Raw genomic sequence first — 21,380 nt, forward strand, 5'->3', positions numbered from 1 at the left:
CTGCTTACGCAACATGCGGGTGACAACATGCCGCCTCCTCTCCCTTTCGGGAACGGAGACCAGGGGATGCGGCGCGAAAAGCAGGACGTACAATGAATAAGAAGATTCACTCCCTGGCCTTGCTGGTCAACTTAGGGATTTACGGCGTCGCGCTGCCAGCCCTGGCAGACGACACGACTGCCGCCACCGCGCAGCACGAAGACACAATGGTGATCACCGCCGCAGAACAGAACCTGCAGGCACCTGGTGTATCAACCATCACCGCCGACGAAATCCGTAAGAACCCGCCCGCGCGCGACGTTGCCGAAATCATCCGTACCATGCCGGGCGTTAACCTGACAGGTAACTCCACCAGCGGCCAGCGCGGTAACAACCGCCAGATTGATATCCGTGGTATGGGCCCGGAAAATACCCTGATCCTGATCGACGGCAAACCGGTCACCAGCCGTAACTCCATCCGCCTGGGCTGGCGCGGCGAGCGTGATACCCGCGGGGATACCGGCTGGGTACCGCCGGAGATGATCGAACGCATTGAAGTGATCCGTGGCCCGGCCGCCGCCCGTTACGGTAACGGTGCAGCGGGTGGGGTGGTGAATATCATCACCAAAAAATTCGACGACCAGTGGCATGGTTCCTGGAACACCTACCTGAATGCACCAGAACACAAGGACGAAGGTTCAACTAAACGCACCAACTTCAGTCTGAGTGGCCCGCTGGGCGGCGACTTCAGCTTCCGCATGTACGGCAACCTGGACAAAACCCAGGCCGATGCGTGGGACATCAACCAGGGCCACCAGTCTGAGCGTACCGGTACTTACGCCGACACGCTGCCAGCAGGCCGTGAAGGTGTGGAAAACAAAGACATCAACGGCGTGGTGCGCTGGGACTTCGCGCCGATGCAGTCTCTGGAGTTTGAAGCGGGTTACAGCCGCCAGAACAACCTCTACGCGGGCGATACGCAGAACACCAACAACGATAACAGCACCAACGGTCTGGTGAAGAAAAACTACGGTAAAGAGACCAACCGTATCTATCGTCAGAACTTCGCGGTAACCTGGAACGGCGGCTGGGATAACGGCATTACCACCAGCAACTGGGCACAGTACGAACACACCCGTAACTCCCGTCTGGGTGAAGGACTGGCGGGCGGCCTGGAAGGGCTGTTCAACAGCGATAAATTCACCGATACCGATCTGGCTGACGTGATGCTGCACAGCGAGATCAACCTGCCGATTGATTTCCTGGTTAACCAGAACCTGACGCTGGGTACTGAGTGGAACCAGCAGCGCATGAAGGATTCCACCTCCAACACCCAGCCTCAGCAAGGGGGGACGATCCCTGGCATGAGCGACGATCGTAGCCCGTACTCATCGGCGGAGATCTTCTCTCTGTTCGCTGAGAACAACATGGAGCTGACCGACAGCACCATGCTGACGCCGGCGCTGCGTTTTGACCACCACACCATCGTGGGCAACAACTGGAGCCCGTCCCTGAACCTGTCGCAAGGTCTGGGCGATGACTTCACCCTGAAGATGGGTATCGCGCGCGCATACAAAGCACCAAGCCTGTATCAGACCAACCCGAACTATCTGCTGTACAGCAAAGGCCAGGGTTGCTACGCCAGTTCAGACGGCGTGGGCTGCTACATGATGGGTAACGATGATCTGAAAGCCGAAACCAGCATCAACAAAGAGATTGGCCTAGAGTGGAAACACGACGGCTGGCTGGCGGGTGTGACCTGGTTCCGCAACGACTACCGCGACAAGATTGAAGCGGGCTATGCGCCAATCGGCCAGACCTCCACCAGTAAAGTCACCACCGATATTTATCAGTGGGAAAACGTGCCAAAAGCGGTGGTGGAAGGTCTTGAAGGTTCCCTGAATGTGCCGGTCAGCGACACGATCAACTGGACCAACAACATCACCTACATGCTGCAGAGTAAGAACAAGGAGACGGGCGATCGTCTGTCGATCATTCCAGAGTACACGCTGAACTCAACTGTGAGCTGGCAGGTCCATCAGGATGTGTCGCTGCAGTCCACCTTCACCTGGTACGGCAAGCAGCAGCCGAAGAAATACAACTACAAAGGTCAGCCGGTTACGGGCTCTGAGAAAGACGAAGTCAGCCCGTACAGCATCGTTGGCCTGAGCGCGACCTGGGACGTGACCAAAAACGTCAGCCTGACTGGCGGGATTGATAACGTCTTCGATAAACGTCAGTGGCGTGCAGGTAATGCCCAGACGACGGGGAACACCGCTACTGGCGCGTATATGTACGGTGCAGGTGCCTACACCTACAACGAGCCGGGTCGTACCTGGTACATGAGCGTGAATACGCACTTCTGATAGACTGTAAGCCCTCTTCCCGCGAAGGGGGCTTTTTTCTTATCAGAGGATACGATGCATACCACTCACAGCCTTATCACCCTTGCGGGTTATCGTCTCCATCGAATTGAATTTGATCCCGCAACCTTCACCCACGCAGACCTGCTCTGGTTACCTCATCACGCCACGCTCGCCCACGCGGCACCTAAACGTCAGGCGGAGCATCTTGCCGGACGCCTTGCCGCAGCGCATGCCTTGCAGGAGCACGGTATTTCTGCCGTGCCAGCCATTGGCGGCAGCGGCGAACCCTTGTGGCCTGCTGGCATCGCCGGGAGCATTACGCATACGTCCGGCTGCGCGCTGGCTGTGGTGATAAATCGCGCGCGGCAACCTGTCGGTATCGACTGCGAGACGATTTTACCCGCAGAAGAAGCCGAAGAGATTCACGCGGGGATTGTCAGCCCGGAGGAAGCATCGCGCCTGCGTGACAACGCGCTGCCGTTTACCGTCGCCCTGACGCTGACCTTCAGCGCCAAAGAGAGTCTCTTTAAGGCGCTGTTCCCCTGGGTGAATGCCATGATGGGGTTTGACAGCGCCCGCGTCATCGCGCTCGATGCTGAACACCTGACGCTGGCGCTGACTCGCCCGCTGGCAGGGTTTCAGGAGGGCGCAGCGTTTACCCTGCACTGGAAACGCATGGGCGACAACGTCATCACCCTGCTGTGACGCTTTCCTGCCGCTTCGCCTTCATGCTCGTGACCGTGAAAGTCATGACAAACACCAGGGCAAACAGCACCACTATTGTCGGCGCGGGGGCGCTGTCGAGGTAAAACGAGAGGTAAACGCCGCTCAGCGACACCACCACCGAAATCACGGTTGCGACCAGCAGCGCGACGTGAAAGCGCCGGGTCACCAGCACCGCAACGGCACCGGGAGCAATCAGCAGCGATATCGACAGAATAATCCCCACTGCTTTTAGCGTTGCCACAATCGTGAGCGAAACCATGCACAGCAGCCCGTAATGCAGCCAGCGTGTGCGTAAACCGCTCACCTGCGCCTGCTGGTAATCAAAACAAAACAGCAGAAAATCACGCCATTTCAGGCCAATAATGGCGACAATCAGCGCAGCAACGAGGCCACTTTGCAGGATATCCATTCCGTTAATCCCCAGCATATCGCCGAACAAAATATGGTCGAGATGCACTTCGGGTTTAACGGCGATGTAGAGAATCAACCCGGCGGCGAACATGCCGGAAAAGACGATACCCATAACGGTATCCTGCTTAATTCGGCTGTTATCTTTGAGATACCCCGTGGCAATGGCGCAGAACAGCCCGGCCACGAATGCGCCGAGCGCCAGCGGCAGTCCCGCCATCCAGGCGAGTACCACGCCGGGGAATACCGCGTGGCTCATGGCATCGCCCATCAACGCCCAGCCTTTTAGCACCAGAAAAACCGAGAGCAGCGCGCAGGGAATTGCCACCAGCAGGGCAATCACCAGTGCGTTGTTCATGAAGGTAAAGCTGAACGGTTCAAGCAGCAGCGTAATCATATTTCGCCCTCCGGTGCCTGGCGCGCACGGCGTCGGCTTGCCAGAAGGCCATGCACAGGCGCAAAGACAAAGGCCAGCAGAAACAGCAGGGTTTGTGCCACCACGATAATCCCGCCTGTTGCACCGTCCAGATAATAGCTGCACCACGCGCCGAGAAAACTGGTGATGCTGCCAATCGCTACCGCAATCATCAGCAGTCGGGGGAAGCGATCGGTCAGCAGCCAGGCGGTTGCGCCCGGCGTGACCACCAGGCAGATGACGAGGAAAGCGCCGACAGTTTGTAGCGCGGCCACCGTGGAGACCGCCAGTAGCGTGAAAAACATAATTTTCAGACGCGCCGGACGCAACCCAATCGCCCGCGCATGGTTTTCATCAAAGAAGGTCACCATCAGATCTTTCCATTTCACCAGCAGGATGAGGATCGACACCACACCGATGATCGTCAGTTGCACGATATCCTCCGGCGCGATGGCCAGGATATTGCCCAACACAATGGTCTGAATGTTCACAGAGGTCGGGTTAAGCGACACCATGAACAGGCCAATCCCGAAAAAGGAGGAGAAGATCAGCCCGATGATCGCATCCTGTTTCAGTCGGCTGCGCTGGTTGAGAAACAACATGCTGCCTGCCGCCAGCCCGCCCGATAAAAATGCGCCCAGCGAAAATGGCAGCCCAAGCATATACGCGCCCGCCACGCCAGGGACAATCGAATGCGACAGCGCATCGCCAATCAGTGACCAGCCTTTGAGCATCAGGTAGCAGGAGAGAAAGGCGCACAAACCGCCCACCATGGCGGAGACCCACATGGCGTTGAGCATGTAGGTATAACCAAACGGTTCAAGCAGCGCGGTCATTGTGCCCTCCCCTCACCCGCAGGCAGACGATGCGCGACAAACGGACGCTCGTCGTCGGTGATAATGCGCTCTTCTGAACCGCTGAGTACCACGTGTCGCAGCACGCCGCTGAAGGCGCGCTCAAGATTTTCTGCGGTAAAGGTGGTCTCCGTCGGCCCGCTCGCCAGCACGGTGCCTTTGACCATCACCGTGTAATCGCAGAATTCGGTCACCGAACCCAGGTTATGCGTCGAGACCAGCATCGTCTTACCCTCGTCACGCAGTTCGCGCAGCAGGCTGATAATTTTGGCCTCGGTTTTCACATCCACGCCGGTAAAGGGTTCATCAAGGAGGATCACCTGCCCCTGCTGAGCGATGGCGCGCGCGAGAAAAACGCGCTTCTTCTGCCCGCCGGACAGCTCGCCAATTTGCCGGTGGCGAAGCTCCAGCATATCGACGCGCCTCAGGGCTTCGGTGACGATGCGGCGATCGTGCTCTTTGGGACGACGCAGAAACCCCATATGGCCGTAGCGCCCCATCATGACCACATCTTCCACCAGCACCGGAAACGACCAGTCCACCTCTTCCGACTGCGGAACATATGCCACCAAATTCTGGCGCAGCGCGCGATGGGTGGGCATGCCCAGAATCGCAATCGAACCGCTGGCTACGCGCACAAAGCCCATCACCGCTTTAAAGAGCGTAGATTTACCCGATCCGTTTACGCCCACCAGTGCGGCAATTGAGCCGCCCGGTATGCTAAACGTGGCATCGTGGAGCGCCGTGTGGCCGTTTCGGTACGTCACCGTCACATCTGAAACGACAATCCCCTCTTGCATGTTTTACTCCTTCATACCGTCACGAATGCCTTGCACCAGCGTACCGGTGGTGACTTTAAGCAGATCGATATAGGTTGGCACTGGCCCGTTCTCCGCGCTGAGTGAGTCAACGTAGAGCACGCCGCCGTAGTGGGTATCCGTTTCGCGTGCGACCTGACGCGCCGGTTTATCGGAAACGGTACTTTCACTGAACACCGCCGGGATCTGGTGCTTTTTCACCTGGTCGATCACTTTGCGCACCTGCTGAGGCGTACCCTGCTGATCGGCATTGATCGGCCACAGATAAAGCTCTTTCAGCCCTAAATCCCGCGCGAGGTAGGAGAACGCGCCTTCACTGGTCACCATCCAGCGCTTGTTCTCCGGGATCTCCGCCACCTGCTTGCGCAGCGGCTCAAGCGTACCGGTGATTTTCTGCTTGTAGATCTCCGCGTTGCGCTGGTAGGTCTGCGCGTTTGCCGGATCGTACTTCACCAGCGCGTCGCGAATGTTATCGACGTAGATCAGCGCATTGTCCGGCGACATCCATGCATGTGGGTTGGGCTTGCCGTTATACGGCCCCTCGGTGATCCCCATCGGCGTGATGCCTTTCGTGACAATCACTTCCGGCACGCCGTTGAGATGCTGATAAAAACGCTGGAACCACAGTTCCAGATTCATGCCGTTAGCCAGAATCAGCTGCGCCTTCTGCGCACGTTTGATATCGCCTGGCGTCGGTTGATACTCATGAATTTCCGCACCGGGTTTGGTGATAGAAGTGACGTCTGCGGCATCTCCCGCCACGTTTTTCGCCATATCGGCAATGACGGTAAAGGTGGTTATGACCTGGAATTTTTCAGCCGCCAGCGCGCCCGTGGTAGTGACGGTCATTAACAGCGCACTGAGCAACAGCCGCTTCAATCCTTGCAGTGGGTGCATCGCAGAAGTCTCCTGATGTGGTTAAATTCAAAGCAAAATTAGCCTGTGCTATATGGTATAGCACAGGCTATATCTAAATGAAAATAATTATCATTAAAGTTGTGTCAATGAAGACTGTCAGGCGGAAGTTTTAGGAAAAGTGCTTTCTTTTTTCTCTCCCGGTCAGGAGTATGATTTACGCTCAATACCCATATTAAATAAAGGGAATTGACATGCCCGTTAACGAAAGAATTCACCCCACATCGGGAACCCCGATTAATCCGGGTGGGGTCCGGCAACTTACGATTGGGGAAATAGCTCTTGCCAGGACGCTTTATGGTTACAGCATTCGTTACCATCTAGTGTGGGTGCACAGAGAAAGCTATCTTCCTTTTAATCTCCAGCCTGTAGATGTGGCGATGAGTCCCAACGGGGAAATGTGGTACAGAGAGGAAACGTATTCACCGGATTTTTCGCTGGAGGATGACATTGTTAAAAAACATCGCTTCATGCATGAGATGATGCATGTCTGGCAAACTCAAAAAGGGATGTTTGTCAGAACAAGGGGTTTATTCTCAGGCATTGCTGACTATACCTATAGTTTAAATAAAGCAGATTTACAGCATTATGGATTAGAACAGCAAGCATCTCTTGTAAGTGATTACTGGTTATTGAAATATTTTGGTTTGGAGAAGAATGAGCACTTATTGAAATACCGAGATTTATATCTTAAGGAAAGTTTATATTACCTTTTGCAGAAATACAAAAATATCTTAAAGGGGTTTCCAGGATGAAAAGCATATTTTTCATGCTTACTCTTTGCATTTTAATAACGGGATGTCCCGGAGATAATCGCGCCCCCAAAACCAGATTCACTTTTATTAATGGCAATCACATATGTTTTAGCATCGATAAAAATGATGTTCTGAATTTTTACACCATTTATTCAAGCAAAGCGCATAAAATTTCTGTAGTGACAGGGTCCGGATATAAAAAATTAAACATCGCCTACCCGAACACCTGTTTAAATGTAAAATGGGAAAAGGGTCTTACTTACATCATTCACTACGGATTAAATGATAAAAAATATGTACATCAGTTCGATATCAATAATAACGGAAAACAAATAAATTTAGGAGAATTATAATGTCATTACCCGCGTACTTATTTCTCTACGATGAGAATGGAATGCTCGTCCAGGGCGATTGTATGATGCCAGGCCGGGAAGGAGCTATTGAGATCATGAACAGCAGCTACGGCGTAAAACAAGCTGTAGACAGCCATACAGGAAATATGACCGGTACGCGGCAACACGGTCCTGTTACCTTGCATAAGCAATTAGATAAAGTCAGCCCTTATCTTGCTATTGCCGTTTGTGAGAGCAAACGCCTGCAAAAGGCCGTTATCAAATATTATGAAATAGTTGAAGCAGGTATAGAAAGCGAGGTCTACAATATTACACTTGAAAGTGTGGTTATCTCATCAGTGGAGTTTACACACGTGTATTATCCGGGAAGCACTGCGCCGAATATGCATGAAGTTATCGGACTGAGATTCCGAGGCATCCAGTGGAATTATGTGAAAGGAAATATTCTTTATAGCGATGCATGGATGAAACCGGCGCAAAAAGAGAAAAGTAACGTATAACTTTACTGATTCACCTGACTAATAAACATTAATGTCTGATGCTGCTTAGAAATTTGTGGTTAGCGATATGAAGGTGGTTGCACACCTTTATATCCCGATTCATTTATGTCCTGATCTTCACAGTCAACATAAATAAGCAAAATATTGTTATTCAGACCCACTGCGTATTTACCGCCTGATGGCGCTTCGCTTATCAGGCCTACGGTAAAGTGGTTTTGTAGGCCGGGTAAGGCATCGCCGCCACCCGGCATGAGGGCTATTTACTGCCCAGCAAGCGCTCTGTAAAACGCAGGATTTTCCCGAATCGCATTAAGCACCTTCGCTGCCTCTGTCAGGCTGTCCTTGGTGCTTTTTGGGTAGGCCATGAGAAAAAGATCACCTCCTCTGTGGCCAAAAAGTAAATAACTCTGACACCACCTCTCTTTCCTTTTGAGCCTGCGGCCATCCTTATTTTACGTAATCCCCCCGTATGGCGGATCAGGTCGCCCTTATCAGGCCAGGCAATGAGTTCCTTTTGCAGATCCTTTAATTCATCATCCGTAGCAATACTTCTGATCTGCCGGGTAAAGAGTGATGTTTCGACAAACTCTATCGCGTGACTCATCCATAGTTCCTTCCCTAATTGCAGCAAAAGCCTGAATGCTTCAGCGTCAGGCTCTTGCTGCATTGTTACTCTTCCTTGAGTAATATTGCGCCACACAACTGTATTTATATACAGCAAAATATCTTTTTAAGAATTCGTTCAGACATCCGGGAACATCACGCTATTCCCCGGCGCTTCCCTGTGCAGATGGATAAAGTTCAGGTGCCGTTCATACTGGTCCAGAATATCCGTAATCACCTGCTCTTTACTGTAATCCATCAAATCATTCCCCTGGCTGCCTTCCAGCAGGAAGGTCTCCAGACGATAGTAGGTCGATTTCCCGCTCCGCGCACGATAGGTAAACCCAGGCACGGAATACTGCTGCGGCCAAATCTGGTAGACAAAGTTCTGCTCGTCGCCCATATGCACCAGCAGATCCAGGTGCCCCAGCGTCTCACCCTCTTCCGGCGGCAGGTTTTTCAGCTCAACGTAAGCACCGCGCAAGCGTAGCTCCTGCGCCACCTCTTCCATCGCCGGGTAGCAGACCGTCTCCATCATCTGGCTGGTATAGCGCGTGCCAGGGTAGTTCATCAGGCGCGACAGGCGTTTTTTCCAGCTCAGCCTGTCCTGTGCCCCCATCGGTCGCGGCGCAGTGTCGCGGCTGGCACTCACGCGGCGGTAGTCTTCCACCTTGAGCGATTTATACAGCCCGGCCATCACGAAGAAGATGACGAAGCTGAACGGCAGCCCCATGATCACCGTGGTGTTCTGCAATGCCGAAATGCCGTTGGTCATCAGCATGCCGAGCGTCAGCAGGCCGATGGCGACGGACCAGAAGATGCGCAACCAGTTCGGCGCATCGCTGTTGATATCCTTGAGCTTCGAGGTGAAGTTGCCCAGCACCAGCGCGCCGGAATCCGCCGAAGTGACATAGAACAGCAGGCCGGTAATCGTCGCAACAGACGCACTAAAGGTGAACGCCGGATACTGCGCCAGCAGGCTGTAGAAGCCACGCTCCGGATGCACCATCGCTTCCTGAGCAAAAGCTGCATCCCCGTGGATGATCTCGTGCAGCGCGCTGTTGCCGAAAATCGACAGCCACAGCAGGGTAAAGGTGAACGGGATAATCAGCGTGCCCATCACGAACTGACGGATGGTGCGGCCACGCGAAATACGCGCCAGGAACAGGCCGACAAACGGTGACCACGCCACCCACCACGCCCAGAAGAACAGCGTCCAGTTGTTCATCCACTCTACCGGGCGATCAAAGGCAAAGCTGTTCAGGGTCATACCCATAAAGCGGTTCACGTAGTCGCCCACGTTCAGCACTAAGGCATTGAGCAGGAACGAGGTATCGCCCATAAACAGTACAAACAGGATCAATCCCAGCGCCAGCGCCACGTTCAGCTCCGAGAGCACGCGGATACCTTTATCCACGCCGGAGGTGACCGAAATGGTGGCGATAATCACCGACAGCGCAATCAGCGCCGCTTTCGCCGCCATCGAATCCGGAATATCGAACAGCACGCTCAGCCCGTAGTTGAGCTGCACCACGCCAATGCCCAGCGTCGTCGCGATACCAAAAATGGTGCCGATCACCGCCGCGATATCGACGCTGTGCCCAATAGGTCCGTTAATTTTTTTACCGAAGATCGGATAAAGCGCAGAGCGGATGGTGAGGGGCAAATTATAACGATAGCTAAAGTATCCGAGCGCCATCCCCATCAGGGCGTACATTGACCAGCCGGTCAGGCCGTAGTGGAACAGCGTCCAGACCATCGCCTGGCGCGCGGCCTCCATCGTCTGCCCCGCCCCTTCCGGCGGCTGCATATACTGCGTGACCGGTTCCGCCACGGAGAAGAACATCAGGTCAATGCCGATCCCAGCAGCAAACAGCATCGCGGCCCAGCTCAGCAGGCTGAACTCGGGCTTGGAATGCTCTGGCCCGAGCTTCACCGAACCGAAGCGCGAGCAGGCAATGCAGACAACAAAGACGATATAGAGCGTCGCCGCCAGCAGATAGTACCAGCCGAAGGTCTTGGACACCCAGTTGAGGGTGCGCCCAATCCACTCGGCAGAAAAATCACGAAAGAAGATGGTTGTCAGGGAAAACAACAAAATCAGCCCGGCGGAAGTATAAAAAACGACCGGGTTGATTTTGTCTTTTTCTCTGTCCTGTGAAAGGTCTGTCATCCAGTATCCCCACTGTTTTTGTAACTATTAAAATCCAAAATCGCAACAATTAAGACACATTTTATATTGAACGTCCAATCAAAAACCGCTTTAATGTATAACTAACGCTGATGAATGGAGTGGCAAAAATGCCCAAAGTGGGGATGCAGCCGATCCGGCGCAGGCAGCTTATCGACGCCACGCTGGAAGCAATAAATGAAGTGGGAATGCATGACGCGACCATCGCGCAGATCGCCCGTCGGGCGGGCGTTTCCACGGGGATCATCAGTCACTATTTCAAAGATAAAAACGGTCTGCTGGAAGCAACCATGCGCGACATTACCGGCCAGCTGCGCGACGCGGTATTAAGCCGTTTACATGCCCTGCCGAACGGCAGCGCAGAACAGCGCCTGCAGGCGATTGTCGGCGGCAACTTTGATGAAACCCAGGTCAGTAGCGCCGCGATGAAGGCCTGGCTGGCCTTCTGGGCGAGCAGTATGCATCAGCCGATGCTCTACCGATTGCAGCAGGTGAGCAGCCGCCGCCTGCTGTCGAACCTGGTGTACGAGTTCCGCCGCGAACTGCCGCGTGAACAGGCGCAAGAGGCGGGCTACGGGCTCGCGGCACTGATTGACGGGCTGTGGCTGCGCGCCGCGTTAAGCGGCAAACCGCTGGATAAAACTCTGGCCCAGTCGCTCACCAGCCACTTTATCAGCCAGCATTTACCGACCGAATAACCGAGGAGAATTTATGTCCCGAATGGCAGAACAGCAGCTTTATATCAATGGTGGTTATACATCGGCCACCAGCGGTCGCACCTTCGAGACCATCAACCCGGCCAACGGTGAAGTCCTGGCGAGCGTGCAGGCTGCCGGGCGTGAAGACGTCGACCGCGCAGTGGAAAGCGCAACGCGCGGGCAAAAAATCTGGGCGGCGATGACCGCGATGGAGCGTTCGCGCATTCTGCGTCGCGCCGTCGACATTCTGCGCGAGCGAAACGACGAGCTGGCGAAGCTGGAGACCCTCGACACCGGTAAAGCATTCTCTGAAACCAGTACCGTGGATATCGTCACCGGCGCGGATGTGCTGGAGTATTACGCGGGGCTGATCCCGGCGCTCGAAGGCAGCCAGATCCCCCTGCGCGAGACTTCATTCGTCTACACTCGCCGTGAACCGCTGGGCGTGGTGGCGGGCATCGGTGCGTGGAACTACCCGATCCAGATTGCCCTGTGGAAATCCGCCCCGGCGCTGGCAGCGGGCAACGCGATGATCTTCAAGCCGAGCGAAGTGACGCCGCTCACTGCCCTGAAACTGGCCGAAATCTACACCGAAGCGGGCCTGCCAGACGGCGTGTTTAACGTCCTGCCGGGCGTGGGCGCGGAGACCGGCCAGTACCTGACCGAGCATCCAGGGATCGCGAAAGTCTCCTTTACCGGCGGCGTCGCCAGCGGCAAAAAAGTGATGGCGAACTCGGCGGCCTCATCCCTGAAAGAGGTGACGATGGAGCTGGGCGGCAAATCGCCGCTGATTATTTTCGACGACGCGGATCTGGATCTCGCGGCAGACATCGCCATGATGGCGAACTTCTTCAGCTCCGGCCAGGTGTGCACCAACGGCACCCGCGTATTTGTGCCCGCGAAATGTAAAGCCGCGTTTGAGCAGAAAATCGTTGAGCGCGTGGGCCGCATCCGCGCGGGCGATCTGTTCGATGAACGCACCAACTTCGGCCCGATGGTCAGCTTCCCGCACCGCGACAGCGTGCTGCGCTACATCGCCAAAGGCAAAGAGGAAGGCGCGCGCGTGCTGTGCGGCGGCGACGTGCTGAAGGGCGAAGGCTTTGATAACGGCGCGTGGGTGGCCCCGACCGTATTCACCGACTGCACCGACGAGATGACCATCGTGCGCGAAGAGATCTTCGGCCCGGTGATGTCCATCCTCACCTATGACACTGACGAAGAAGCCATTCGCCGCGCCAACGATACCGACTACGGTCTGGCGGCGGGCATCGTTACCGCCGATCTGAACCGCGCACATAGTGCAATCCACCGCCTCGAAGCGGGCATCTGCTGGATCAACACCTGGGGCGAATCCGCCGCAGAGATGCCGGTTGGCGGCTACAAACACTCCGGCATTGGCCGCGAGAACGGCGTAATGACGCTACAAAGCTACACCCAGGTGAAGTCCATCCAGGTTGAGATGGGTAAATTCCAGTCCATATTTTAACCGGGAGGTTTTTTTGCAATTTGACTACATCATCATTGGTGCCGGTTCTGCCGGCAACGTGCTGGCAACACGACTGACTGAAGATCCGAACACCACGGTCCTGCTGCTTGAGGCGGGCGGGCCGGATCACCGCTTCGACTTCCGTACCCAGATGCCTGCCGCGCTGGCGTTCCCGCTGCAGGGCAAGCGCTACAACTGGGCGTATGAAACCGAGCCAGAGCCGCATATGAACAACCGCCGCATGGAGTGCGGACGCGGTAAAGGGCTGGGCGGCTCGTCGCTGATCAACGGCATGTGCTACGTGCGCGGCAACGCGATGGATCTGGACAACTGGGCAAAAGAATCCGGTCTGGAGCACTGGAGCTATCTCAACTGTCTGCCTTATTACCGCAAGGCGGAGACGCGTGACGTGGGGCCAAACGACTACCACGGCGGCGATGGCCCGGTGAGCGTCACCACCTCCAAACCCGGCGTGAACCCGCTGTTTGAAGCAATGGTAGAAGCCGGCGTGCAGGCGGGTTACCCGCGCACCGACGATCTCAACGGCTACCAGCAGGAAGGCTTCGGGCCGATGGACCGAACGGTCACGCCGCAGGGCCGACGCGCCAGCACCGCGCGCGGCTATCTGGACCAGGCGAAACCGCGCCCGAACCTGACTATCCGCACCCACGCCATGACCGATCACATTGTCTTCGAAGGCAAGCGCGCGGTGGGCGTTGAGTGGCTGGAGGGCGAAAGCACCATCCCGTCCAACGCGACGGCGAATAAAGAGGTGCTGCTGTGCGCAGGCGCTATTGCGTCTCCGCAGATCCTGCAGCGCTCCGGCGTGGGCAATGCTGAACTGTTGAAGCAGTTTGATATCCCGCTGGTACACGATTTACCCGGCGTGGGTGAAAACCTGCAGGATCACCTGGAGATGTACCTCCAGTACGAATGCAAAGAGCCGGTTTCTCTCTACCCTGCCCTGCAGTGGTGGAACCAGCCGAAGATTGGCGCGGAGTGGCTGTTTGGCGGCACCGGCGTGGGTGCGAGCAACCACTTCGAAGCGGGCGGTTTTATCCGCAGCCGCGAGGAGTTTGCGTGGCCGAACATTCAGTACCACTTCCTGCCGGTGGCGATTAACTACAACGGCTCCAACGCCGTGAAAGAGCACGGCTTCCAGTGCCACGTTGGCTCCATGCGCTCACCAAGCCGTGGACACGTGCGCATCAAGTCCCGTGACCCGCACCAGCATCCGGCGATCCTGTTCAACTATATGTCTCACGAACAGGACTGGCAGGAGTTCCGCGACGCAATCCGCATCACGCGCGAGATCATGCACCAGCCCGCGCTGGACAAGTACCGCGGCCGTGAAATCAGCCCAGGCATTGAATGCCAGACTGACGAACAGCTGGACGAGTTCGTGCGGAATCACGCCGAAACCGCCTTCCACCCGTGCGGCACCTGTAAGATGGGCTATGACGAAATGGCGGTGGTTGACGGCGAAGGCCGCGTGCACGGCCTGGAAGGGTTACGCGTGGTGGATGCGTCGATTATGCCGCAGATCATTACCGGTAACCTGAACGCCACCACGATCATGATTGGCGAGAAAATTGCCGACGCCATTCGCGGGCGCGAGCCGCTGGCGAAGAGTACGGCGGCGTATTATGTGGCGAATGGGGCACCGGTTCGACGCTGAGTTGCTTGCTGCCCTCACCCCGGCCCTCTCCCGGAGGGAAAGGGTGTCATCGTTCCCTCTCCCACAGGGAGAGGGTTAGGGTGAGGGGAGATTATTTCCGAAACGCCTCAAGCCGCTTAACCTGCCGCCCTTCCCCGTCAAAATTCTCTGCCGCCAGCCAGGCGCGCAGTTCTGCGTCCCGCTCAGGCCATTCCCGGTCAATCATAGAAAGCATATCGCTGTCGCGGTTACGCCCCTTGCGCACCAGCTTCTGGCGCAGGCGGCCTTCCCAGACAAACCCCAGCCGCTCAGCCGCCTTGCGTGACGCCACGTTCATCGAATCACACTTCCACTCCAGACGTCTGTAACCGTGTTCAAACGCATTTCTCAGCAACAGCCATACCGTTTCGGTGCCGATGCGGGTGCCTTTCATCCTGCGCGACCAGGTGACGTGGCCAATCTCCACCGAGCCCTGCATTCGCTCAATCGCCATATAGCTCACCAGCCCCACCGCACGCCCCGTGCCTGAATCAATCACGGCATAGGGCACCAGTTCGTCATCCATCACTTTTCCGAGTACCCAGTGCGCAGTGGCTTCCACACTCATAGGTTGCGTACTGGCGAGCCACGTCCAGTCGCTGTCGTCGCCCAGTGCATACGCCTCAAAGAGATCGGCAGCGTGTCGATCCGCATCCAGCGGCTCCAGACGACAATACTGACCGCTGAGCGGTGTGCGGGTTAACACGCGCGCACATTTCCAGTCGGGAACGATATCGTTAACGGTTTGACCATGGTGGTTGATTTCGGGCACGGCAGTGACTCCCTGAAAGGTAAGGATTTTGTTATAGCAGGTAAAAAAGCGAACGAAAAGCGACGCGGCTAATAACCAGGGTGCATGCGTTATACCCGGATGGCATAAGCAAAGCAGAATTTCGACTTTGAGGAATTCCTGAGTCGGCCTAACGTAACGGAGCATAAAACAATCACAATATATTTTTCAGGGATCGCTATGACTAAAAAACTGCTGCCGTTACTGGTGCTGGCTGCACTCTCAGGCGCTGTCCACGCCGCTACTCCGCCCAATACGCTGGTTGTCGCCCAGGGCCTTGATGACATCGTGAGCCTCGATCCGGCTGAAGCCAACGAGCTTTCCAGCATCCAGACCGTGCCGAGCCTGTACCAGCGTCTGGTGCAGCCAGACCGCGATAACCCGGAAAAAATCACGCCGATCCTCGCGGAAAGCTGGGAAGCCGACGCGGCAGCAAAAACCCTGACCATCAAACTCAAGCCCGGTGCAAAATTTGCCTCCGGCAACCCGTTGCGTCCGGAAGATGTGATTTTCTCGTATACCCGCGCCGTGACGCTGAACAAATCTCCGGCCTTCATTCTTAACGTGCTGGGCTGGGACGCCAGCAACATCGCCAGCCAGCTGAAAAAAGTGGACGATCATACCCTCACCCTGCACTGGACGGCGGACGTTAGCCCGTCGGTAGCGTTGAATATTCTCTCCACGCCAATCGCCTCCATCGTCGATGAGAAACTGGTCTCAGCGAACGTGAAAGATAACGACTTCGGCAACGCGTGGCTGAAAATGCACTCTGCGGGCAGCGGCGCGTTCAAAATGCGCGTCTATCAGCCGCATCAGGCCATCGTGCTGGAAGCAAATGCATCCGCGCCTGGCGGCGCGCCCGCGCTTAAAAGCATCATTATTAAAAATGTTCCGGACCCGGCTTCTCGCCGCCTGCTGATCCAGCAGGGCGATGCGGACGTGGCGCGCGATCTGGGTGCAGATCAGATTAGCGCGCTCAACGGCAAACCCGGCGTGAAAGTGCTGAGCATTCCGTCCGCCGAACAGAACTATCTGGTGTTTAACACCGGAAACAGCGCCAACCCGCTGCTGAATAATCCGGCGTTCTGGGAAGCCTCCCGCTGGCTGGTGGATTATGAAGGCATCACCAAAGATCTGCTGAAAGGCCAGTATTTTGTCCATCAGAGCTTCCTGCCGGTCGGTCTGCCAGGTGCGCTGGAAGATAATCCGTTCAAATTTGACCCGGCAAAAGCGAAAGACATTCTCGCCAAAGCAGGCATCAAAGACGCGCACTTTACGCTGGACGTGGAGAACAAGCCGCCGTTTATTACTATCGCCCAGTCCATGCAGGCGAGCTTTGCACAGGGCGGCGTGAAGGTCGATCTGCTGCCCGCCGCCGGTAGCCAGGTGTATGCCCGTGTACGTGCGAAGCAGCATCAGGCGGCGATCCGTCTGTGGATACCGGACTATTTCGACGCCCATTCCAACGCCAGCGCCTTCGCGTGGAACGATGGCAAATCCAGCACCGTGGCCGGGCTGAACGGCTGGAAAATTCCGGAGCTGAACAAGGCCACGCTGGCGGCAGTGGCCGAACCCGATCCTGCAAAACGCCTGGATCTCTATAAGAAGATGCAGGAACAATTGCAGCATAACTCGCCGTATGTGTTTGTCGATCAGGGCAAAACCCAGATCGTGGTGCGCGATAACGTGAAGGGGTATCAGCAGGGGCTGAACGCGGATATGGTCTGGTACGATCGCGTAACGAAGTAATTTGCCCTTGTTGCCGGGTGGCGCTGCGCTTACCCGGCCTACGTTCTCGGTTTTTGTAGGCCGGGTAAGGCGAAGCCGCCCCCGGCATGAAGAGATTTCCCATGCCACATCTTTCCACCCGCGTGCTTCAGGGTCTGCTGACTCTCCTGCTCACGCTATTCGGGCTGCTGCTGGTCACGTTTGCGCTCTCTGCGTTTTCTCCGGTCGATCGCGTTTTGCAGATCGTCGGCGATCACGCCAGCCAGTCCACTTACGATCAGGTTCGCCACCAGCTTGGGCTGGATCAGCCGCTGCCCGTGCAGTTCTGGCACTATCTGCAAAATCTCGCCCACGGTGATTTAGGCACCGCCAGCGCTACCGGTCAACCGGTATTGCAGGACCTGCTGCACGCCTTTCCCGCCACGCTGGAACTGGCAACGCTGGCGCTAATCATCGGCACGGTACTCGGCGTGATTGCGGGCGTGCTATGCGCCCGCTACGCCGGTTCACCGCTCGATTTAGCGATTCGTACGCTCACGCTGCTCGGCAACTCGGTGCCGATTTTCTGGCTCGGCCTGCTGATGCTGGCGCTGTTCTACGCAAAACTGCAGTGGAGCGCAGGCCCCGGCAGACTGGACGATATCTGGCAGTTCACCGTAGAGCCGCGAACCGGCTTTGCGCTGATTGATACCTGGCTTTCCGGCGACCGCGAGGCGTTCCGCAACGCCATCAGCCATCTGGTGCTGCCAGTGTTGCTGCTGGCGTATTACTCGCTGGCAAGCATCACCCGCCTGACGCGCTCAGCGTGCCTCAGCGAGATGAACAAAGAGTACATACTGCTCGCCCGCGCTAAAGGTGCTGGCGAGATGACTATCCTGCTGCGCCACGTGCTGCCAAACATTCGCAGCACCCTGCTGACGGTGATTGCGCTGGCCTATACCAGCATGCTGGAAGGCGCGGTGTTAACCGAGACAGTCTTCTCCTGGCCGGGCATCGGACGCTATCTCACCACCGCCCTGTTCGCCGGTGACACGACCGCCATAATGGGCGGTACGCTGCTGATTGGCGTGAGCTTTGTGCTGATCAATAACCTTACCGACCTGCTTGTGCGGGCAACCGATCCCAGGGTGCGCTAATGCCGTTTTATCTTTTCTTACGCCGTCTGCGCCGCTCCCCTGCCGCATTTTGCGGGCTGATAGCCATTACGCTGCTGGTGTTTATCGCCCTGTTTGCCCCGTGGCTTGCGCCCCTTGACCCGAACTGGCAGGACGCCGCCGCGCGTTTGCAGGCACCCAACGCTCAGCACTGGCTGGGTACCGACAGCTACGGGCGCGACCTGCTCTCGCGCCTGATTTACGGCACCCGTCCGGCGCTTGGGCTGGTGGCTTTAGTTACCGTCATCACTCTGCCTGCCGGGTTGCTGGTGGGGATTTTGTCCGGCTACTACGGCGGCTGGATGGAGCGCATTTTGATGCGTTTTACTGACGTTGTAATGTCGATGCCGCGCCTGATCCTCGCGTTTGCCTTTGTGGCGATGCTTGGTCCGGGGCTGGTCAACGGTGCGCTGGCGCTGGCCTTAACCACCTGGCCTGCTTATGCGCGTCAGGCACGCAGTGAAATTCAGCGTCTGCGCCACAGCGATTACCTCGCCGCCGCTGAAATGATGGGCATTCGCGGCCCGCGGCTGCTGGTCGGCCACATTCTGCCCCTGTGCCTGCCGTCCGCCATTGTGCGACTGGCGCTGGATCTGGCGGGGATTATTCTTGCCGCCGCCGGGCTTGGCTTCCTCGGTCTCGGTGCGCGTCCGCCGATGGCCGAATGGGGCGCAATGATTGCCGATGGCATGCAGGTGATTTTCGACCAGTGGTGGATTGCCGCCATTCCGGGCGGCGCTATTCTGTTTGCCAGCCTGGCCTTTAACCTGCTGGGCGATGGCCTGCGCGACGTACTGGAGCCGCAACATGACTGAACACCGCGTCATCGTCGATGCGCTGAATATCGACTACCCCGCCGCGCGCGTGGTCAACAACCTGAGCTTTACGCTTGGCAACGAACGGCTGGCGCTGGTCGGTGAATCCGGCTCGGGCAAATCCATGTCTGCCCGCGCATTAATGGGGCTGGTGCGTAAACCGGGCGTGGTAAGCGCCAGGCAGCTTAACGTGCTGGGTAACGACCTGCTGACCCTGAACAACCGTCGCTGGCAGGCGCTGCGCGGCAACGGGATTGCGATGGTATTGCAGGACCCGCGCTATGCGCTGAATCCGGTGAAAAGCGTTGCGGCTCAGCTTGACGAGGCCCTGACCCTGCATCAGGCTCTGCCCCGTTCGGAACGCGTTGCGCGCATTCACGACATTATCCGCGCCGTCGGGCTGGCTGAGAACGTGCTCCAGCGTTACCCCGGCGAACTCTCCGGCGGTATGGGCCAGCGGGTGATGATTGCGATTGCGCTCATGAATAACCCGCAGGTGCTGATTGCCGACGAACCGACCTCGGCGCTGGATGCGCGCCTGCGCAACCAGATCCTGGAGCTACTGGTACAGCAATGTGCAGAACGCCAGATGGCGATGTTGCTGATTAGCCACGACCTGCCGCTGGTGGCGGAACACTGCGACCGCGTGCTGGTGATGTATCAGGGCGAGAAAGTGGACGAAATGGCGGCAAGCCAGCTTCCGCAGGCGACGCACCCGTATACACGCACCCTGTGGACCTGCCGCCCGAACGCCAGCACCTACGGCCAGATGCTGCCAACGCTCGACCGCACACAACCGTTCAGGGAGGCGATTAATGGCACTCGTTGATGTCAACCAGCTCCAGGTCACCTTCGGGGAAAAAACAGCGGTCTCTGCCGCCAGCTTTACCATTGAGAAAGGTGAAACGTTTAGCCTGATTGGTGAATCCGGCTGCGGAAAATCAACGATCCTGCGAGTGCTGGCAGGATTGCAGCGCGAGTGGCGTGGCAGCATTGCGGTTCTGGGAGACGCGTTAACGCCAGGCAGACGTTTTGAAGGCCCGCTTCGTCGCAATGTGCAAATGGTGTTTCAGGACCCGTGGGCGTCGCTGCACCCGAACCACACCATTTCGCGCACGCTGTCGGAACCGTTGAAAATTCACGGTGAAACGCAGATAGCTGAAAAGGTCGCGGATGCGCTGCAGCAGGTGGGTTTATCTGCCGACGCAGGGAAACGTTATCCGCACCAGCTTTCCGGTGGTCAGCGTCAGCGCGTGGCGATTGCCCGTGCGCTGCTGTTGCGCCCGCAGCTTCTGCTGCTGGATGAACCGACCTCGGCGCTGGATATGTCGGTACAGGCAGAAATTCTTAACCTGCTCAACCGCCTGAAAACACAGCACGATATGACCTATCTTCTGGTAAGCCACGACGCGGATGTGATTGCGCATATGTCCGACCGCGCGGCGTTTATGGCGCACGGGGAGATCCAGCGGCTGTTTGACCGTGAAGCGATGTTACGGGGCGAGCACAGGATGGGTTAAGTGCGCGCGGCTGTGCCCGGTGGCGCTGGGGCCTACGTTTCGTGCCGCGTTGATGGTTTTTCGTAGGCCGGGTAAGGCGTAGCCGCCACCCGGCAACAAGATCACTTCAGCAGCTTCACCGTGGCATCGATGTCGATCTCATCTTCAGTGAAAATCAGCGTCGTGTTCTGGAAGGTGGTGATCGCCAGTTTCTTCACCGTGCGCATCTCGCCCTGCTTCTTGTCGGATTTCGGTTTGATATTGTTCATCAAAATCCCCACCGACAGCACCGCATTCACTTTGTCGATGCCAGTATCGACGGGCTCTTCTTCGCTGAACACCACGAAGGATTTGATCGAGGTGAGCTTCACGCGTTCGCCTGCGATATACAGGTATTTACTTTCCGGGATCACCTTCACCGCATAGGCGGAAAGGCCTTTGTTATTGGTGGTTGGCTCGAAGGTCACCGCCGCGTCTTTCTTAATCAGATCAGGGTTTGCGACCTTAATCACATGAAAATAGCGATTGTCACCGTTTTCATCTTTGATAAATCCAAAGCCTTTATCTTTAAACCACGTTGTGATTGTACCGTTCATCGCTGTTACCGCCTGTCAGATCTCAATGACTCAAT

Annotated in this window: 20 protein-coding genes and 1 pseudogene; 13 read left to right on the forward strand and 8 right to left on the reverse strand. The window is 56.6% G+C overall.

Annotated elements, in window-relative coordinates; translation table 11 throughout:
* The first annotated feature begins 92 nt into the window (after nt 1–92).
* Nucleotides 93–2,345, forward strand: a complete 2,253-nt coding sequence (locus tag ABGB15_RS15395) for a TonB-dependent siderophore receptor (RefSeq protein WP_152083790.1) — start codon at nt 93–95, stop codon at nt 2,343–2,345.
* A 54-nt stretch (nt 2,346–2,399) separates the two neighbouring features.
* A complete protein-coding gene (gene entD, locus ABGB15_RS15400) occupies nt 2,400–3,050 on the forward strand; it encodes an enterobactin synthase subunit EntD (protein WP_215722809.1) in 651 nt (216 codons plus the stop codon).
* Here the strand turns inward: entD and ABGB15_RS15405 are convergent.
* From ABGB15_RS15405 to ABGB15_RS15420, 4 genes are read right to left on the reverse strand one after another with little or no spacing between them, the layout of a single operon-like run.
* Nucleotides 3,037–3,876 (reverse strand): metal ABC transporter permease, encoded by an 840-nt coding sequence (locus ABGB15_RS15405; protein WP_152083788.1) that lies wholly within the window; start codon nt 3,874–3,876, stop codon nt 3,037–3,039. The two genes, entD and ABGB15_RS15405, sit on opposite strands and share 14 nt — an antisense overlap.
* Nucleotides 3,873–4,730, reverse strand: coding sequence for an iron/manganese ABC transporter permease subunit SitC (gene sitC / locus ABGB15_RS15410; protein WP_152083787.1), 858 nt, complete (start codon nt 4,728–4,730; stop codon nt 3,873–3,875). The genes ABGB15_RS15405 and sitC overlap by 4 nt, the downstream gene beginning before the upstream one ends.
* Nucleotides 4,727–5,548 (reverse strand): iron/manganese ABC transporter ATP-binding protein SitB, encoded by an 822-nt coding sequence (sitB, locus tag ABGB15_RS15415; RefSeq protein WP_152083786.1) that lies wholly within the window; start codon nt 5,546–5,548, stop codon nt 4,727–4,729. The genes sitC and sitB overlap by 4 nt, the downstream gene beginning before the upstream one ends.
* A gap of 3 nt (nt 5,549–5,551) precedes the next feature.
* Nucleotides 5,552–6,463, reverse strand: a complete 912-nt coding sequence (locus ABGB15_RS15420) for a metal ABC transporter substrate-binding protein (RefSeq protein WP_152083785.1) — start codon at nt 6,461–6,463, stop codon at nt 5,552–5,554.
* 212 nt (nt 6,464–6,675) lie between these two features.
* Here ABGB15_RS15420 and ABGB15_RS15425 point away from each other — a divergent pair, with 212 nt between their 5' ends.
* From ABGB15_RS15425 to ABGB15_RS15435, 3 genes are read left to right on the forward strand one after another with little or no spacing between them, the layout of a single operon-like run.
* Complete coding sequence (locus ABGB15_RS15425; protein WP_215722808.1) at nt 6,676–7,236, forward strand: type IV secretion protein Rhs; 561 nt, start codon at nt 6,676–6,678, stop codon at nt 7,234–7,236.
* 14 nt (nt 7,237–7,250) lie between these two features.
* A complete protein-coding gene (locus ABGB15_RS15430) occupies nt 7,251–7,589 on the forward strand; it encodes a putative T6SS immunity periplasmic lipoprotein (RefSeq protein WP_369064276.1) in 339 nt (112 codons plus the stop codon).
* Nucleotides 7,589–8,089 carry a type VI secretion system tube protein Hcp gene (locus ABGB15_RS15435; RefSeq protein WP_215722807.1) on the forward strand — a complete coding sequence of 167 codons (501 nt, stop codon included), beginning with the start codon at nt 7,589–7,591 and terminating at the stop codon, nt 8,087–8,089. Before ABGB15_RS15430 ends, ABGB15_RS15435 begins: the two co-directional genes overlap by 1 nt.
* A gap of 260 nt (nt 8,090–8,349) precedes the next feature.
* Here the strand turns inward: ABGB15_RS15435 and ABGB15_RS15440 are convergent.
* Together ABGB15_RS15440 and betT are read right to left on the reverse strand one after the other, a co-directional pair.
* Nucleotides 8,350–8,693: pseudogene (locus tag ABGB15_RS15440) on the reverse strand (type II toxin-antitoxin system RelE/ParE family toxin).
* 138 nt (nt 8,694–8,831) lie between these two features.
* Nucleotides 8,832–10,865 (reverse strand): choline BCCT transporter BetT, encoded by a 2,034-nt coding sequence (gene betT / locus ABGB15_RS15445; RefSeq protein ID WP_313326807.1) that lies wholly within the window; start codon nt 10,863–10,865, stop codon nt 8,832–8,834.
* Between the two features lie 128 nt (nt 10,866–10,993).
* Here betT and betI point away from each other — a divergent pair, with 128 nt between their 5' ends.
* The 3 genes from betI to betA are packed head-to-tail and all read left to right on the forward strand — an operon-like array spanning nt 10,994 to nt 14,745.
* Nucleotides 10,994–11,581 (forward strand): transcriptional regulator BetI, encoded by a 588-nt coding sequence (betI, locus tag ABGB15_RS15450; RefSeq protein ID WP_023343550.1) that lies wholly within the window; start codon nt 10,994–10,996, stop codon nt 11,579–11,581.
* Between the two features lie 13 nt (nt 11,582–11,594).
* A complete protein-coding gene (betB, locus tag ABGB15_RS15455; RefSeq protein WP_215722805.1) occupies nt 11,595–13,067 on the forward strand; it encodes a betaine-aldehyde dehydrogenase in 1,473 nt (490 codons plus the stop codon).
* A gap of 13 nt (nt 13,068–13,080) precedes the next feature.
* Nucleotides 13,081–14,745: a choline dehydrogenase gene (betA, locus tag ABGB15_RS15460; protein WP_215722804.1), complete on the forward strand. Its 1,665-nt coding sequence runs from the start codon at nt 13,081–13,083 to the stop codon at nt 14,743–14,745.
* Nucleotides 14,746–14,836: 91 nt separating this feature from the next.
* Here the strand turns inward: betA and ABGB15_RS15465 are convergent, their stop codons facing one another.
* Nucleotides 14,837–15,535, reverse strand: coding sequence for a GNAT family N-acetyltransferase (locus ABGB15_RS15465; protein WP_215722803.1), 699 nt, complete (start codon nt 15,533–15,535; stop codon nt 14,837–14,839).
* A gap of 198 nt (nt 15,536–15,733) precedes the next feature.
* Between ABGB15_RS15465 and ABGB15_RS15470 the strand changes: the two genes are divergently transcribed.
* The 5 genes from ABGB15_RS15470 (at nt 15,734) to ABGB15_RS15490 (ending at nt 20,770) form a co-directional block, all read left to right on the forward strand.
* Nucleotides 15,734–17,302 carry an ABC transporter substrate-binding protein gene (locus ABGB15_RS15470; protein ID WP_152083775.1) on the forward strand — a complete coding sequence of 523 codons (1,569 nt, stop codon included), beginning with the start codon at nt 15,734–15,736 and terminating at the stop codon, nt 17,300–17,302.
* Nucleotides 17,303–17,403: 101 nt separating this feature from the next.
* The gene (locus ABGB15_RS15475) at nt 17,404–18,417 is read left to right on the forward strand and encodes an ABC transporter permease (protein ID WP_215722802.1); all 1,014 of its coding nucleotides are present in this window, start codon (nt 17,404–17,406) and stop codon (nt 18,415–18,417) included.
* A complete protein-coding gene (locus ABGB15_RS15480) occupies nt 18,417–19,250 on the forward strand; it encodes an ABC transporter permease (RefSeq protein ID WP_215722801.1) in 834 nt (277 codons plus the stop codon). The genes ABGB15_RS15475 and ABGB15_RS15480 overlap by 1 nt, the downstream gene beginning before the upstream one ends.
* Nucleotides 19,243–20,079: an ABC transporter ATP-binding protein gene (locus ABGB15_RS15485; RefSeq protein WP_215722800.1), complete on the forward strand. Its 837-nt coding sequence runs from the start codon at nt 19,243–19,245 to the stop codon at nt 20,077–20,079. Before ABGB15_RS15480 ends, ABGB15_RS15485 begins: the two co-directional genes overlap by 8 nt.
* Entirely contained in the window at nt 20,066–20,770 is a 705-nt protein-coding gene (locus ABGB15_RS15490; protein ID WP_215722799.1) for an ABC transporter ATP-binding protein, read from the forward strand. The genes ABGB15_RS15485 and ABGB15_RS15490 overlap by 14 nt, the downstream gene beginning before the upstream one ends.
* Before the next feature lie 101 nt (nt 20,771–20,871).
* On the opposite strand, the gene ABGB15_RS15495 is transcribed toward ABGB15_RS15490, so the two are convergent.
* The gene (locus tag ABGB15_RS15495; RefSeq protein ID WP_152083770.1) at nt 20,872–21,345 is read right to left on the reverse strand and encodes a cold-shock protein; all 474 of its coding nucleotides are present in this window, start codon (nt 21,343–21,345) and stop codon (nt 20,872–20,874) included.
* Nucleotides 21,346–21,380 lie beyond the last annotated feature (35 nt).

The organism is Enterobacter sp. MALB-1 (genome assembly GCF_041021625.1).
GTDB lineage: Bacteria > Pseudomonadota > Gammaproteobacteria > Enterobacterales > Enterobacteriaceae > Enterobacter > Enterobacter oligotrophicus.

Bases quoted from the DNA above. Each gene is read 5' to 3' on its own strand.
- ABGB15_RS15395 (WP_152083790.1), top strand. From the start codon at position 93: ATGAATAAGAAGATTCACTCCCTGGCCTTGCTGGTCAACTTAGGGATT.
- entD (WP_215722809.1), top strand. From the start codon at position 2,400: ATGCATACCACTCACAGCCTTATCACCCTTGCGGGTTATCGTCTCCAT.
- ABGB15_RS15405 (WP_152083788.1), bottom strand. From the start codon at position 3,876: ATGATTACGCTGCTGCTTGAACCGTTCAGCTTTACCTTCATGAACAAC.
- sitC (WP_152083787.1), bottom strand. From the start codon at position 4,730: ATGACCGCGCTGCTTGAACCGTTTGGTTATACCTACATGCTCAACGCC.
- sitB (WP_152083786.1), bottom strand. From the start codon at position 5,548: ATGCAAGAGGGGATTGTCGTTTCAGATGTGACGGTGACGTACCGAAAC.
- ABGB15_RS15420 (WP_152083785.1), bottom strand. From the start codon at position 6,463: ATGCACCCACTGCAAGGATTGAAGCGGCTGTTGCTCAGTGCGCTGTTA.
- ABGB15_RS15425 (WP_215722808.1), top strand. From the start codon at position 6,676: ATGCCCGTTAACGAAAGAATTCACCCCACATCGGGAACCCCGATTAAT.
- ABGB15_RS15430 (WP_369064276.1), top strand. From the start codon at position 7,251: ATGCTTACTCTTTGCATTTTAATAACGGGATGTCCCGGAGATAATCGC.
- ABGB15_RS15435 (WP_215722807.1), top strand. From the start codon at position 7,589: ATGTCATTACCCGCGTACTTATTTCTCTACGATGAGAATGGAATGCTC.
- betT (WP_313326807.1), bottom strand. From the start codon at position 10,865: ATGACAGACCTTTCACAGGACAGAGAAAAAGACAAAATCAACCCGGTC.
- betI (WP_023343550.1), top strand. From the start codon at position 10,994: ATGCCCAAAGTGGGGATGCAGCCGATCCGGCGCAGGCAGCTTATCGAC.
- betB (WP_215722805.1), top strand. From the start codon at position 11,595: ATGTCCCGAATGGCAGAACAGCAGCTTTATATCAATGGTGGTTATACA.
- ABGB15_RS15470 (WP_152083775.1), top strand. From the start codon at position 15,734: ATGACTAAAAAACTGCTGCCGTTACTGGTGCTGGCTGCACTCTCAGGC.
- ABGB15_RS15475 (WP_215722802.1), top strand. From the start codon at position 17,404: ATGCCACATCTTTCCACCCGCGTGCTTCAGGGTCTGCTGACTCTCCTG.
- ABGB15_RS15480 (WP_215722801.1), top strand. From the start codon at position 18,417: ATGCCGTTTTATCTTTTCTTACGCCGTCTGCGCCGCTCCCCTGCCGCA.
- ABGB15_RS15485 (WP_215722800.1), top strand. From the start codon at position 19,243: ATGACTGAACACCGCGTCATCGTCGATGCGCTGAATATCGACTACCCC.
- ABGB15_RS15490 (WP_215722799.1), top strand. From the start codon at position 20,066: ATGGCACTCGTTGATGTCAACCAGCTCCAGGTCACCTTCGGGGAAAAA.
- ABGB15_RS15495 (WP_152083770.1), bottom strand. From the start codon at position 21,345: ATGAACGGTACAATCACAACGTGGTTTAAAGATAAAGGCTTTGGATTT.